The sequence below is a fragment of the Adonisia turfae CCMR0081 genome (assembly GCF_011009555.1).
In the GTDB taxonomy this organism is placed as follows: domain Bacteria; phylum Cyanobacteriota; class Cyanobacteriia; order Phormidesmidales; family Phormidesmidaceae; genus Leptothoe; species Leptothoe turfae.
In genome coordinates this window covers 1,476,190-1,490,011 of sequence record NZ_QXHD01000004.1, presented here as the reverse complement: position 1 = coordinate 1,490,011, position 13,822 = coordinate 1,476,190, and the positions used below count along the sequence as shown (strand labels likewise).

The 13,822-nt window shown below is 46.6% G+C and carries 16 protein-coding genes; 8 read left to right on the top strand and 8 right to left on the bottom strand.

Annotated features, from left to right (window positions below):
• Positions 1 to 5 precede the first annotated feature (5 nt).
• The 3 genes from DXZ20_RS10525 to DXZ20_RS10515 are packed head-to-tail and all read right to left on the bottom strand — an operon-like array spanning position 6 to position 2,303.
• Positions 6 to 632 (bottom strand): DUF6714 family protein, encoded by a 627-nt coding sequence (locus tag DXZ20_RS10525; protein ID WP_163698055.1) that lies wholly within the window; start codon positions 630 to 632, stop codon positions 6 to 8.
• Positions 632 to 1,927 carry a dipeptidase gene (locus DXZ20_RS10520; protein WP_163698053.1) on the bottom strand — a complete coding sequence of 432 codons (1,296 nt, stop codon included), beginning with the start codon at positions 1,925 to 1,927 and terminating at the stop codon, positions 632 to 634. Before DXZ20_RS10520 ends, DXZ20_RS10525 begins: the two co-directional genes overlap by 1 nt.
• 28 nt (positions 1,928 to 1,955) lie before the next feature.
• Positions 1,956 to 2,303 (bottom strand): hypothetical protein, encoded by a 348-nt coding sequence (locus DXZ20_RS10515; protein WP_163698051.1) that lies wholly within the window; start codon positions 2,301 to 2,303, stop codon positions 1,956 to 1,958.
• Positions 2,304 to 2,682: 379 nt separating this feature from the next.
• Here DXZ20_RS10515 and DXZ20_RS10510 point away from each other — a divergent pair, with 379 nt between their 5' ends.
• The 4 genes from DXZ20_RS10510 to DXZ20_RS10495 all read left to right on the top strand — a co-directional run bounded on the left by DXZ20_RS10510 (position 2,683) and on the right by DXZ20_RS10495 (position 5,583).
• Complete coding sequence (locus tag DXZ20_RS10510; RefSeq protein ID WP_250565711.1) at positions 2,683 to 3,315, top strand: tetratricopeptide repeat protein; 633 nt, start codon at positions 2,683 to 2,685, stop codon at positions 3,313 to 3,315.
• A gap of 189 nt (positions 3,316 to 3,504) precedes the next feature.
• A complete protein-coding gene (locus tag DXZ20_RS10505) occupies positions 3,505 to 4,245 on the top strand; it encodes a hypothetical protein (RefSeq protein ID WP_163670041.1) in 741 nt (246 codons plus the stop codon).
• A gap of 73 nt (positions 4,246 to 4,318) precedes the next feature.
• Complete coding sequence (locus DXZ20_RS10500) at positions 4,319 to 4,960, top strand: hypothetical protein (RefSeq protein WP_163698047.1); 642 nt, start codon at positions 4,319 to 4,321, stop codon at positions 4,958 to 4,960.
• Complete coding sequence (locus DXZ20_RS10495) at positions 4,960 to 5,583, top strand: MarR family winged helix-turn-helix transcriptional regulator (protein ID WP_163670045.1); 624 nt, start codon at positions 4,960 to 4,962, stop codon at positions 5,581 to 5,583. Before DXZ20_RS10500 ends, DXZ20_RS10495 begins: the two co-directional genes overlap by 1 nt.
• A gap of 13 nt (positions 5,584 to 5,596) precedes the next feature.
• Here the strand turns inward: DXZ20_RS10495 and DXZ20_RS10490 are convergent, their stop codons facing one another.
• Both DXZ20_RS10490 and DXZ20_RS10485 read right to left on the bottom strand, forming a co-directional pair.
• Positions 5,597 to 6,436, bottom strand: a complete 840-nt coding sequence (locus DXZ20_RS10490; protein ID WP_163698045.1) for an ADP-ribosylglycohydrolase family protein — start codon at positions 6,434 to 6,436, stop codon at positions 5,597 to 5,599.
• A 181-nt stretch (positions 6,437 to 6,617) separates the two neighbouring features.
• Positions 6,618 to 7,949, bottom strand: coding sequence for an oligosaccharide flippase family protein (locus DXZ20_RS10485; RefSeq protein WP_163698042.1), 1,332 nt, complete (start codon positions 7,947 to 7,949; stop codon positions 6,618 to 6,620).
• A gap of 358 nt (positions 7,950 to 8,307) precedes the next feature.
• Here DXZ20_RS10485 and DXZ20_RS10480 point away from each other — a divergent pair, with 358 nt between their 5' ends.
• A complete protein-coding gene (locus tag DXZ20_RS10480; protein WP_163698040.1) occupies positions 8,308 to 8,556 on the top strand; it encodes a hypothetical protein in 249 nt (82 codons plus the stop codon).
• A 317-nt stretch (positions 8,557 to 8,873) separates the two neighbouring features.
• On the opposite strand, the gene DXZ20_RS10475 is transcribed toward DXZ20_RS10480, so the two are convergent.
• From DXZ20_RS10475 to DXZ20_RS10465, 3 genes are all read right to left on the bottom strand, one after another.
• Positions 8,874 to 9,221 (bottom strand): DUF805 domain-containing protein, encoded by a 348-nt coding sequence (locus DXZ20_RS10475; protein WP_163670052.1) that lies wholly within the window; start codon positions 9,219 to 9,221, stop codon positions 8,874 to 8,876.
• A 380-nt stretch (positions 9,222 to 9,601) separates the two neighbouring features.
• Entirely contained in the window at positions 9,602 to 11,215 is a 1,614-nt protein-coding gene (locus DXZ20_RS10470) for a mechanosensitive ion channel family protein (protein ID WP_163698038.1), read from the bottom strand.
• Positions 11,216 to 11,492: 277 nt separating this feature from the next.
• Complete coding sequence (locus DXZ20_RS10465; protein WP_163670056.1) at positions 11,493 to 12,005, bottom strand: fasciclin domain-containing protein; 513 nt, start codon at positions 12,003 to 12,005, stop codon at positions 11,493 to 11,495.
• A 307-nt stretch (positions 12,006 to 12,312) separates the two neighbouring features.
• On the opposite strand from DXZ20_RS10465, the gene phnG reads away from it, so the two are divergent.
• Genes phnG through DXZ20_RS10450 form a run of 3 tightly spaced genes read left to right on the top strand, consistent with a single transcriptional unit; the run spans position 12,313 to position 13,807 of the window.
• Positions 12,313 to 12,765, top strand: coding sequence for a phosphonate C-P lyase system protein PhnG (gene phnG / locus DXZ20_RS10460; RefSeq protein ID WP_163698036.1), 453 nt, complete (start codon positions 12,313 to 12,315; stop codon positions 12,763 to 12,765).
• Entirely contained in the window at positions 12,765 to 13,364 is a 600-nt protein-coding gene (gene phnH / locus DXZ20_RS10455; protein WP_348918560.1) for a phosphonate C-P lyase system protein PhnH, read from the top strand. Before phnG ends, phnH begins: the two co-directional genes overlap by 1 nt.
• Positions 13,361 to 13,807 (top strand): GNAT family N-acetyltransferase, encoded by a 447-nt coding sequence (locus DXZ20_RS10450; RefSeq protein WP_163698035.1) that lies wholly within the window; start codon positions 13,361 to 13,363, stop codon positions 13,805 to 13,807. Before phnH ends, DXZ20_RS10450 begins: the two co-directional genes overlap by 4 nt.
• Positions 13,808 to 13,822 lie beyond the last annotated feature (15 nt).

The window sequence follows — 13,822 nt, the reverse complement described above, 5'->3', positions numbered from 1 at the left end:
CTCATCTATATAAATTGTCGCCAGTACGTCTCTAACGCCTGCCTGTCTTCATGATTGTGAAATGTATGATCAAGCAAAATAGAGTTAATCTCTTCTGGTGATAAGCCACCCTTGGACAAAGATTCCTGCAAATTCTGCTTCTCAATTGTCTCTTCTCGTTCTACGTTAAATTGAAGAAAATATCCCGTAACCCTCAGTTGAGCAGGGGTAAACAATTGAAATTTTGAAGCGACATAGTTTTCTACATCTATTTGATAGGTCAAATGAAAGATTACCGAGTCAAATGTATTTGACCAGTATGCAGGATCTTCATTATCAATGTTGCGGAGATACCAAACCATGTAGGCCGGCAGGTAATAGTGAAAACCCTTCGAGTCTAGAAAACTCAGAACCGCATCAGAAAATCGAATATCATCTTCTGGAACGTCTTGCCACTGGTCTTCAGTATCCTGTGCTCTAGCCTCAGCTCGCTCTGCCGGGCTACCGTAATCATCGATCACCATCGCCTCATGGAGCGTGACGCCATCTTCACGGGCAACACCATCAAATGCCTCGTTAATTTCTTTAATTAGGGCAAGCTTCTTGTTTTCATACGCTATTTTCTCATCTGGGTTAGAAAAGGAAATACCCATCAGCCTTCAGCCTCTGCTTGCATCTGTTCAGCTACTGCGATCGCAGCATCAAATACTCGCATCAAATTACCACCCCAGATCTTGCGAATATCATCAGGCGTATACCCCCGAGACAATAACTCTTGGGTAATATTAGGCATCTGAGAGACATCTGCAATATCAACTAAGCCACCACCGCCATCAAAATCAGAGCCAATGCCCACATGGTCAATACCCATCACAGCTACCATGTGGTCAAGATGGTCTATGGCATCCGCCAGGGTCGGTTTAATTTCAGGATATTGGGCGCTGATGGCCCGATACTGATTCAGTAAATCAGCCACCTCTGCGTCGCTCAGATCTCCTCGCAGCCAGGCGGCCTGTTGATCTGACAATGCTTCTAATGCAGATTCTCGTCTTGGATCTTGGTCAATCTCTTTAATATAATCTCCTAGCAAACATAGCTGTACTACACCACCATTTTCCTTAATCGCCCGCAACATGGTGTCATCCATATTGCGGGGGACATCTCGCAGGGCACGGGCACTGGAATGGGAAGCAATGAGGGGTGCTTGGGTGAGACGCATGACATCCCAAAAGGTATCGTCATGCACATGGGAAATATCGATCATCATGCCCAAGCGATTCATCTCATGCACCACAGCTTCGCCAAATGGGCTTAACCCTTGCCAATCTTGCTGATCATCTGTGGAAGAATCCCCCAGCTGATTATTTTTAGAGTGGGTTAACGTAATGTAGCGAATTCCGCGATTGTAAAAAGCGTTGACTGCCTCAATATCGGTGCCTAAGGGATAGCCGTTTTCCATACCTAGAAAAATTGCCCGTTTTCCCTCCCGTTCTAGCCGATAGGCATCGTCTGGGGTAAGCGCGATCGCAACCCGATCTGGGTAATCGACCGTCAGTTGATAGGTCCAAGCAATCATCTGATTCGCCAAGGTTGCTGCCTGGGCATATCCCTGGGCTGTCAGCTCTCGCTGGGGGGTAAAGATGGAGATAAACGCCCCGTCAAGTCCGCCCCTCGCCATCCGCACCAAATCCCACTGTCCACTACCAGGGGCTCCCGTCCCATGGCCCATACCTGGGTCAAATTCGGGATTCACCGACTGCCGAATGGGCCAATCAATATGGCTGTCGATGGTTAATACCGTCTGATGAATAATCTTGGAGCGAGTACTGACCAGATTAGATGAGACATCGATGGGGGATAGGTTGCTAGCATAAACAGTCTTCCATCCCAAGGCCGCCATTACCGCAAGGATAAAGGGGAGCACTCGCTTGAGAAAATCAGATGTCATGACGGTGGTAGATAGCGCTACCAGTATTTTAGTCTGACTTTATCAATGAGAGAGCACCGCGATAAAGACCGGAAAACTTGAGCTCGGCAATGCCATCAGGATTGTTCCAGGTGGCGGCAATACAGTAATGGTGGCCATCCGCATCCTGCAAAAACGTCAGAAGATACTGGTTCCCCCTGGCCTCAACACTCTGATACTGCCCCAGGGTAGCGGTAATACCCTGCACAACCTGTTCAATTTGGGTCAGAGAAATCTGCGACAAAAAGCTATTAGCAAACCAGCTAGCCTGAATTTCTGAAGACGTAAATAACCGGGCCAAAGCAGTTTCAGATGAAATTGTCACGGCCAGGGCAACACCACTTGAGCCGGGCAGCATAGGCAAGGTTGTGGGTAAAAGCCAACATACGAAACCTAGCAGCAAGACAATGAGCCAACGCATAGGGCCTTGTCGGATAGTGATATTCCCCATAGCATTTGATAATTGCTTGCCTATAGAGGACAGAATCAGCATTGCTCGCCTTAGGCGAATAACCGCGGTGAATAACCGCTAAAATGAGACCCAGAGTCTTGGCATAACTGTAGTGCAAATTAGTCTTCAAAAAGTTAGTAGTTTCCTTTTGACTACGTTGCTGACATTTAGTTTAGCGGGCTGTCGCACGGCTACCTCAACCGCTCCATCTCAGTCGACTAACACATCAGACTCAGCGGACACTACTTCTGTAGCCTCTACTCCTCAGGAAATAAACGAGACTCCCATGACTGAACCATCTGCTGAAGAGAAAGCTAAGGCGGCCCAGAATCGTCAGATGGGGCTGGAGTATCGCGGTCAGGGGCGCTACAAAGAAGCAATCGCAGCCCTGCAGGAGGCTGTGACGTTAGACCCACAGAATCTTTCGGGCCAGGTGATATTGGGGTGGACCCTGCATTTAGATGGACAGGCGGAAAATGCCATCGATGTTTTGCAACGTGCATTGGACCAAGATGATAACCACGTGCCTGCTTTAAATGCATTGGGCATTGTGTACTTGGTGGATGGTCAATTAGATGCTGCCGTAGAAACCCATACCCAAGCGATCGCACTGAAGCCTGACAACGAAATTGGATACTACAACTTAAGCCTGGCTTATCATCGCCTACAGGAGTATGACCAAGCCATTGACCATGCAGAACAGGCAACGGTTTTAGAACCGGGCAACCCCCATCCTTGGGTAGCTTTAGCCCTAGCTCAATGGGACAGCCAAGCAACTGAAGCAGCCCAACAAACCTATCAGCAGGCGGTTGCTTTAGACTCTCAATATCGTGAGTCGTGGTTTTTAGATCATTTACGACAGGCTGGCTTCAGTCCAGAACAAATCCAGAAAACTGAAGCGATCCGACGGGCATCCTGATTTTTAGTAACAATATTTCATCTAGACTTTTCTCTTTCTAGAGGATCAGTTCCACACGGGCATTAGAAGATTTCAAAACCTGATTTGCATGGGCGATCGCAACCTTCCCCCTTGACGCCATCTTTTAAGCTAGATACTATTTAGGAGTTCTAATTATTAGGAATCCTAAATAAATAAAGGAGGTCGTTTATGCGACGTTTTATTGGGTTGCTTGTTTTAGCTGTCAGTTTGATTATCTTTACAGGGGTATCCCAGCCCGTTCGAGCAGTTCAGGCAACTGACAAAAACCCAGCTTTGGAGATTCAATTGGCACAGGTGCAATATCTGGACGATCTGGACCTGTTGGTGTTCGAGCAACAGGTGAATGGCATGGTAGGAGCTACATTGCCTCAAGCCGCTGGTCAGTTAGATGGTGCTCCTGTCTTGGGCTATGTTTTTCCAACGACATTGGCCCCTGACGATGTGGGTTTCAATGCCACTGACGGTATTGTTGCCCTGGCCGTTACCTCACATCCTGATTTTGATGACACACCTCTATGGGATGAAAACAATGATCGTAATTTCGCGAATGACGGAGTTATCTGGCATAGCCACTGGGTTGTGCTAACACCTGATGACCGTGTATCTGGCGGTTTGTCCGTACTGGAATTTGCCCAAGAGGATGAGAGTGTTGTATTACCGCCAACTAATCCAGGTATGCCCATGTATATGGATTCTCCTGGGTTCTCGGTCATAACCGATCAGAGCACATTGCGAGTATTGGTGCCTGCACAACGGATAAACCATGTCACGGAGTTTAACTTTGACGGTGTTGCTGCCTACATGGAGGTCAACACATCCGACGCCAACCGCCCTCTGCTTGGAGTTTACGAGGTTTATAGTGTGGTTTCAGGGGATTTGAGTTTGCCCTATGTGGTTCAGGCCCGTTGAGACTGTTGTGGGGTGCATTAACACTGCACCCACAGTGTAGATCTTTTGCGATAAATCAAAGGAGGTGACTCTTGTGGCTAAATTTAAAATGACCATTGACCAAGTTCTACAGGGCGATTTTCAGATCAAGGATTTAAATCTTTTGTTAGTCTTTCAGGTCAATTGCCCTGGCTGTTTTATCCATGCCCTACCCCTGGCAGAACACCTACATCATACCTATGGTAATCGTCTCAATGTTTTAGGACTTTCAACCGCATTCGAGGACTTTGATCTAAACACCGCCGACTACACCCAATGTCTGCTGGAAACAGGTGAAGTTATTGGGGCCACTAGACTATACTTTCAACACCATGGTCAGCGATCCTACACCGTCCCCATTACCTTTCCCGTAGCCTTTGACCAGGTAGGCGACGCGGCTGAGCTTTTTGATGACAACGATGTCGAGCACGTATGTCATCTCACACCCTCATTCCCCCATATGGATGAAACAACCCAAGCCCGTGCCCGCGCTAGGATAAAGCAAGTTCTACAGAGACTATCACCTGCCGCATATACCTTTCATGTCAATCAGCTTCAAGGGACTCCATCTTGGATTCTATTTGATGGAGACTTCACTATCCTGGCACAATGGTTTGGACATAAAGCCGAAACAGAGGTGAGTAAAATCATTAACCATGTGTTAGAGCCTGTCGCGATCATACCACCGTACACTTAATGGATAATCCATTTGACACCATTAATGAACCCATTGGCCAACGGGTTATCACAGGGCTTTCCAAAATTGGTATAGCCCTGCGTAGTCAGTCCTGGCAAGGAGCGGAAGCTCAAGGGTTAACTCCCACCCAAGGGCAGATTTTGGCATTGCTCCAATCTAGCCCAAAAAGGGGAATTCGCCTTTCTACCATTGCTAAAGGATTGGCTACCAGTGCAGCGACGGCAAGTGATGCGGTCTCATCCTTGGTAAAAAAGGGGTTGGTGTCTCGGGAAAAGGCAACGGATGATCGTCGAGCCATCGCCATTCGGCTGACGCCTAAAGGTCAAAAACAAGCGGAAAAAGCTGCTAGCTGGCCAGATTTCTTATTAAGTGCAGTCACAGAACTCTCTGAAGAAGAGCAAACGATTTTCTTTAGAGGCTTAACTAAAATGATTCAGAAGCTGCAGTCACAGGGAAAGATTCCTCCGTCACGGATGTGTGTGACTTGTGAATATTTTAGGGCCAATGTATATGAGGATGCTGATCGTCCTCATCACTGTATGTTAGTGGATGCGCCGTTTGGTGATCGCGATTTGCGTTTGGATTGTCCTGAGCATCAGGAGAAAGAGGCGGCTATTGTTTGACCATGGAAATATTTCATGTAACGGCTTGGAATAGCTGACCATCAAGATGACGAAGATAATCAAGGCCGTAATCGCCATTTTCAAGGGTCTCGATTAAAACAGGTGGAATATTTTGTTCTACTTCTTGGCAGCAAGAGGCTGCACCAAGGGCAATGGTGGCAACTGTGTCTACATCACCTGTAAATGCAATACAAGTTTTGAGAATTTCGCTGAGGGAATCGTGGGCCATGACAGCCGTTAGGGCCGCATGAACACTCATCATACCTTTGGAGCCAACCTTGCCTTGCCAGGGTGTTATCCATGGTCCAGGTACACGTTTATGAATAAACTGTGGCAATTCTGACTTGGGGCCAAGCTGGTAGATAAAGTAATGGGACATTAGACTGGCCGCAACTGCAGCGTTGATGCCATCTGGTGTGTCGTGGGTTAGGGTTGCCTGTAGTTTGCAGCGTTCAATCACAGTTTTAACAGTTGGGAAAATGCCAATGGGAACGGCTCGCATGGCGGCTCCACTTTTGTCACTATGGGGCCTAATTTTGGCAAGGAATTCATCCCCACCGTTGATTGCTTGCAAAAATCCATAAAAGCCACGGGCATAGCCTTCACGAGGATCACGCTTAAAGGCTGAGACAAAATAATGGGCTAGATTCTCACGAGTCCAGGGTTCACCCGACACAATGGCTTCGGCAATTGCAATACTCATCTGGGCATCGTCGGTATAGTAACCTGGCTGAATCTGATGTCGTGGATGTTGCACATACCCACTGAGATCATTCTGTTCACGGATCATACTGCTGGGGGAATATTCAAACCCAGCACCATAGGCATCACCAATCGCAAGTTCTACCAACATTGGCTATGTGTAAGCCTCAGTAACGATGAAACTCAACCATAGCAAACGTGTATTGCGACTGCCTAGGTAAGGCGCTTGCGCTTAAATAATCACCCCATTAGCCCATCACTCATCCACCCATCGACAACCCCAACCTGGGTCTTTATTTTTGTGCAGTCCCCGAAGCCTGTGGACAACTCTCTCAGCGCAGTGCGCGCAGTGCATCTAAAATTGATGGTCGCACCCCTACATGCCGCACCACTAAACAATATAGCCAAACATTCCACATAGCCATGGAAAAGGCGGTGGCCATGGCGGCTCCAACAATTCCGAAAATATGAATGCCAACTAAATTCAGAATGACATTAACCAGGGCACTGATTGCCATAACAACGGCGGACTGGCTTTGATAGCCGGTCATTGTTAGGATATAGCCCACTGAACCAGCTCCTACATTGACTAACTGGCCTAGGACCAAAATGGTTAATGCACCCTTGGCAGCCACAAATTCGGGGCCAAATAACTGTAGTACAGGTCCTGCAAAACTGATGAGCCCAATCGATGTGATGAAGGCTGGATAAAACATCCATCGGGCCACAGTAGAGACTAATTGTTGCAGTCTCTCGTGATCGCCCTGGGCATAGAGGGAGGCAATCAATGGTGCTGCGATCGCATTTACAGAGGCCAAAATAAACGGCACCCATAATGCGGTTTTGAGAGCTGCGCCATAAATGCCCACCTGTTTGGCATCTAAAAACACACCGATCATTAATGTGTCTGTTTGGCTGAGCACCATGAATGAACCACCAAACAACATTAAGGGTACAGCCGCTTTCCACCATCGGGAAATCTCATAGGCGGGTTGGGCATGACGGATTTTGGTATCTACACTTTGTTGAAATAACAACCATTGCAACCCCAGGGTTAATAATGCAGAAAGCAAGGAGAGTGCGATCGCAACTGTGCTGGTCAGCCCATACAACCTTTGCCAAATAGCCGCCATGATCATCAGCAACAGCGGCTGCATAACCAGTGATGGTGCATAGGACAATACAATTCTTTGAAACCCACGAATAATCTCTTTTTGGAGACTCACCAGGGCAACGGTCGGAATTGTCCAAATCCCAATAACAACAGGCATGGTATAAGCACCTAAATCACGATGAGCATTGAGCCACAACAAAATGCCAGTGCCACACAGCGAGGTGAGAATACCAATCAACAATGTCTGTAGCCAGCTGCCCCAGATGATTCCCTTTAAATGGGACCAATCTTCCTGGGCATTGTAGGCTGAAATAAACCGCAGAACCGCCGTTGGCAAGCCAAATCCAGCAATAAAGGCCCAGAAAATGCCAATGGCTGTAGCATAGTCATAAATCCCATAGGCGGCTGTGCCCATCCAACGCGCCAGCAACACTTGAGAGCTATATAAAACCCCCGCACTGATTATCTGCACTGTCAATGCGGCCCCTGCCCCTCGCACTAGTTTGGCGAATACATTTGGTTCCTGCAAGCTGCCTCCCTGGTTAGTCACTAGGCACCATGATAGTCAGAGAAGTCTCGTCACCTGCGCCCATGGGACTGAAGCTACCGTCATTGAGCACACCAAACTAACCTCTATAAAACAAACAGACATGCACCTGACTGGGAGCAACAGAAAACGGAAGATCCTGTTGCCAAAAGCGATTGGAACTAAGGCCAAACTGGCAGGATGATTTTAGCTGGGAGAGGCGGTCAGATAACAATGGCTCTAGACCGGCTCATCTCCTAAATCAGCAATCGCAAAATATCTTTGATTGTCAGGTTTTATTAACTTATTGCCATAGAGTAACCTTTATAACCTCTATTTTGTAAAATTGAATACATAAATAACTGCGAAGTGAAGAATGAGTATGCTCCTTCAAGCTAGCGCTCCCACATGCCCATTGGTACCCGAACCAGAAGTAGAACCTGCGCCAAGCTGGTATTCTGTTTGTCAGCTTAATTACACCCGCGATACCTGGGTTAAGCTGCTGCAACCACCTAGCTATTTTGCTTATGACAAGGCTAAGTTACTCTGCCAGGCATCAGACGACACTTGGGCTGCTTGGGTCCCTGACCACGGTGAAGTGCTATTGGATAGAAGTCATTTCTATTGCTGATAAACAAGAGTGAACCTCTAAAACCTATATTCCTGCTGACAATCAGCAACTCACAAGCTTGAGTAGCAGAAGCTTGGCAACTGCAAGAAATGCTTTTGCGGTAATGACCAGGGTAGACGGAGTCCATCCAACGGCATGTCATTTGGTAACAACCCAAGAAACTAAAGAGAAAGTGTTGGAGGAAACAGTATAACCACACCGATTGTTTCTGTACGTAATCTAGTGGCTGATAAAATACCCGCTGCTAAGGGACAGGGAAGGGGGCATGGGGTTACTAATCTAAAGGCACCTATGCCCCATCAGCGCTCTTTCAACCTTTAACGCTCATTTGCTTTAGGATCCGGCCCAAACTTGTTAGACCCTGCGGTCCCATCCGTTACAGCAAAGACCAAATTTACAATTGGACACAGAATCCACCACCCACTGCGGTCAACATCGTGCATACGACGAATACCGACAGCAATAGATGGAATCAGAACAGCTAAATTATAAATAAAGCTGAGGATACTTTGATCCGTATTACTGAATGCTCCCAGAAAGCCTTCTATGAAGCCTAAACATAAGGCAGCGAGAAAATTGAATAGAACAAACATCCAGTATTCTTTTCGGCGCGCACGTCCTTCAAATACTGCATAGTTCTTTAAAACCTTGATATACCATTCCATAAATGTTTACTCTCTACGTATCTTTCAGTGTCTCAGACCTTGGTTAGACCCTTAATTTGGTCTAATTTTGCCCTAGAGCGTACCCAGCCACTAACCAGTAACATAATTCTTGATTTATGGCTCAACGATACTAGTTAGGATTTATTTCGCATCTGATTAACGTTTATCCTCAATCTACAAAACCGTAGCTTAGGAATAGGCCACCATGAAACACACATCTGCAGAAACAATAGCTTTCCTCAACGCGCTACTAGAACAAATTCGTTCTTTACCTGGTCTCAAAGAGAAAAAGCTCGGTATTTTCTATCGAAAGTCTAGGGCATTTCTCCACTTCCATTCAGAATCATGCACAGACGTTCCATGGAACGTCTACCAAGCCCTTATACTGCTTCATTCTGCACACCAAACTTCTCAAAACCACTCTTGAGAACCAATTTTGTATCCATCGAGCCTACCTCAATATTCTCTTTCAAGAGTGCAACCAGACAACGCTGACGTAGCACACGTTGAATCTTCAAATGTTTACCAGGCTTAACTTTAGTTTGGGTATAAATTAAACAAATCTCTTCCGAGAATGTTTCTACGCCTTCAATATGAGTTGGCTCTAGGACATCGTCCTCGTCCTGACACAATTCTATTCCCACACGCTCAATAATTTCAAAGGCCTTTTCCGGATCTACCTCGTAGGTGATAGACACCTCTACCGCTGCATTAATCGGATGTTTAGAGTAATTAATAATCGATCCAATATCGCCATTTCTCAGAATCTGAACCTGGCCATCGGGATGCAGAATGCGTGTCGTTCGTAGCTCAATCGATTGAACAATCCCCTGGGCTTCGGCAGTTTTAATAAAATCACCCACTAAGTAATAGTCTTCAAACAGGATAAAGAAACCGCTGACCACATCCTTCACCAGGTTTTGCGCCCCTAAACCAACGGTTAGACCCACAATCCCGGCACCTGCTAAGATTGGCCCTGGATCAATATTGAGAGCTTTTAACAAAAATAAAGCCGTGCCAAAGTAAATAATATATCTAAGTGAACTTACAATGAGTGGGGTGATGGTCACCCGTCGCTGATAAATTGCAGTCGATGTTTCCTCAGTGGACAGCAATAATTCTGAGACAAGTAATTGTGCGATATTGGCAGCTAATCGCCCTAAAAAAACTAAGACAATGACCTTCACAGCCATTGCGCCATAGCCTGCTAAGTTAGCAATTAAGTCAATTTGCCTGACTACTAATATACCTACATAGAGCCAGACAACATATTCCAAACAGCGCTTTAAAAAAGGAACAAGATGTTGTAAACGATCGTAAAACCGCAACAGATTACTAGGGCTAGAATACTTTTTACTCAAAGCATCCAAGCTATCAACAACAACACTTACGGATCTAAAAACGATAACGCCAATGGAAATAATCAAATAGATTCGCCAGGTTGCATAGAGATAAGGAGATATCTCTTCGGGTAGATGCAAAAAACGAGCACACCATATCAAGGCCAAAAGCCACATGCCCACGCGTAATACGGTACTTAAGGCCTTAAACAAATGTTCAATACTCTCATCATTCGCCGTGATTTGCTCTATCTGCTTAACGTGGCGACTAATCTGAGCTAACCTGTGCTTGAGGGGACGCTGCAAAATACCGACCAGGACCAGCAAACATATACTTTTGGCAACACCTGCTGCTATGCCCAGCCAAACTTCCTGAGGTGTGTTTTGAATCAAAGACAGGGTATACGTATCTGGCTTTTCACCCTGTAGTAGTATCCACCCGTTGAATCCTGCTACTAATAGAACGAGCAAGCAGCCTGAAATCAGAACGATGCCAAATACGTTTTGTCGTAGCGTTTGCAAGCCTGCATCATCCATCTGTAGTGGAGATGCTTGTAAAACCCAACGAGAACCCCAATTAAAAGAAATATATAAAAAACCACAAAGAATAATAATTAAGGCTAGCTCAATGGAAAATAGCACTAACGCAGCCATAATTTAGCGGCCTCTCAAACAGGCAAGTAAACGTACAGATAGGGCGTTTGCCCCATGTTCTAGACATCTTAGGGCATTGCTATACGCACCATACAAAACTTGCTGATTAAGTGGCAATTAGGGGCTGCTATTTAATTGAGAATTCAGAATGGCTGGTAGGGGCGCACTGTCGTGCGCCCTTCAGATACAGGCAAATGCTATAGGCCAATGCACCATATCCTGCGTAGGGGCGCATTGCAATGCGCCCCTACGTAACAGATTCTAGAAAAGACTATGGTTACTGAGGAGGCAAAATTACCGCATCAACAACGTGAATAATGCCATTGCTGGCTTCAATGTCAGCTGAAACCACGTTAGAGTCATTTACGGTCACTCCAGAACCCACAGAGATATCTAAAGGAATTCCAGCAACAGAATCAACGCTACCCGATGCCAGATCGGTAGACCGCACACTGCCGGGCACCACATGGTACGTCAAAATGGTTGCCAATAGCTCTCTGTTTTCGGGTTGATAGAGACTCTCAATTGTGCCTTCAGGCAAACGGCCAAACGCATCATCAGTAGGGGCAAACACTGTAAACTCTGTTTCACCATTGAGCACACCTACTAGCTTGGCGTGTTTTAGCAACGCAGTCAAAACATCAAAGGAATCATTGGTGGATGCAATACTAACAATAGTGTTTCCAGTGTGTCCATCTTTGGACTGAGCAGAGGCTGTCTCTTTAGCCTGCACTGGAGACATCGCAAATGTAGCAGCCAATAGGCTGGTGAGTACCATTACCTTCTTCATGAATTAATACCTTCCTAACAGGTGTTCATTAGAGGTACGACACCTAACCAAAATTGGATCACTTTTATTTATAAATCAAAAACTAGGTCTCCATTTCATGAGAAACCAGGTTCAAACGCCAATGAAATCGCTATAAGGGAAATAGGCAAATTTAAGCCCCTTACTTCATCACTGAACTTTTTGAGTGCCATAGCTCTATGTCATCCCGACACACCACCATAAATCAGTTGCATCTTCAGCCTAAAGGATCAATAATTTGTCTAGACGTCTACATGAATTTAACGATCAGTTAACAATTGGTTAAGTTATGGTAAAGACAGCGCTACAACCATCTAGAGCCGTCTGGATGTCAGTCCTAGCTAAAGCGCCCTTGATGCTTTTAGAAGAGTGCGTTGCGACACTTGACGATGTGCCTGGGTATGGATTTTTGCGATCGCCCGAAGTTGGTTTGACCATGGTGCGAGGTCGAGCCGAGGGGACTGGGCAACCCTTTAACCTGGGTGAAATGACGCTGACTCGTTGTGTAGTACAGCTGGATGAGCTGACTGGCTTTGGGTATGTAGCGGGTCGTTCCAAACGCCATGCAGAGCTAGCAGCTGTGTGTGATGGGCTGCTACAGCACCCTGGTTGGCATGATCGGGTGCAGGCCCAGGTGATTATCCCTTTGCAAGCGGCAGCCCAGGAAAAACGAGAGCGGGAAGCGGCTGAAGTTGAATCCACCCGTGTCAACTTTTTCACAATGCTGCGGGGGGAAAGCTAATGATGATTACTCAGCTAACCGGATTTACAGATACAGTTTACGACGCCCAGAAAACCTTCCGAGCGTTGTTAGATGCCTTGGCAAGACCCGGTATTCTGCAAACAACTGTTTCCCTGACCACACCTAATGGTCTTGAGCTAAGTTGCGCCGCTGCCTGCCTCACCCTGTTCGATTTAGAAACTGTAGTGTGGTTACAGTCAGGATTTACTGAAGATGTGCGTCAGTGGCTAGTGTTTCATACGGGCTGTCGCTTTACCGACAATCCCCAGGCTGCTGATTTTGCCTTGATTAAGGAAATCGCCACCGCCCCTAAGCTGGCTGAATTCTCCTGGGGCAATGCTGAATATCCAGAAGCGTCTACTTCGTTATTGATCCAACTGCCTGAGTTAACGGGGGGATTACCCATGAAACTCAAAGGGCCAGGGATTTTGGATGAAATTGCGGTGAGTCTGCCTCTGAATTCTGATTTTTGGCAACAGTGGCAAATGATGACGGCAGATTATCCCTTGGGTTTAGACTGCTGGTGTTTTGTCGACGATCGAGTGCTGGGGCTGCCTCGCACAGCTCAACCCATCATAGAATCTCAAGGGGGCGTATGACGCTAACAATTCGTCCTGGCAGCCGCGAAGATTTACCTCAAGTTGTGGATATCTATAATCATTCGGGGCTGGAGCATGACGCTGTTTTGACCTTAGCTGATACCGAGAAATGGTTTTCACGGGTTCAACAGTATCCAAATTACACGCTGTGGGTTGCCTGTTTCTCCGAGAAAGTTGTTGGCACGTTTGCCTTGCTGATTATGGATAATCTGGTTCACCATGGCAGCCCATCTGGCATTGTCGAAGCTGTGGGGGTGGCTCCTGATTTGCAAGGCCAGGGGATTGGTCGGCGAATGATGAACGTTGCGATCGCACAGTGTCGTTCTGCCGGATGCTACAAACTCACCATTTCCACTAACCTTCGCAGAACAGCTGCCCACGCCTTCTACGAATCCTTAGGATTCACCCAACACGGATACAGTTACCGAGTCGAACTTAGTTAACGAAATCTTCAGGAG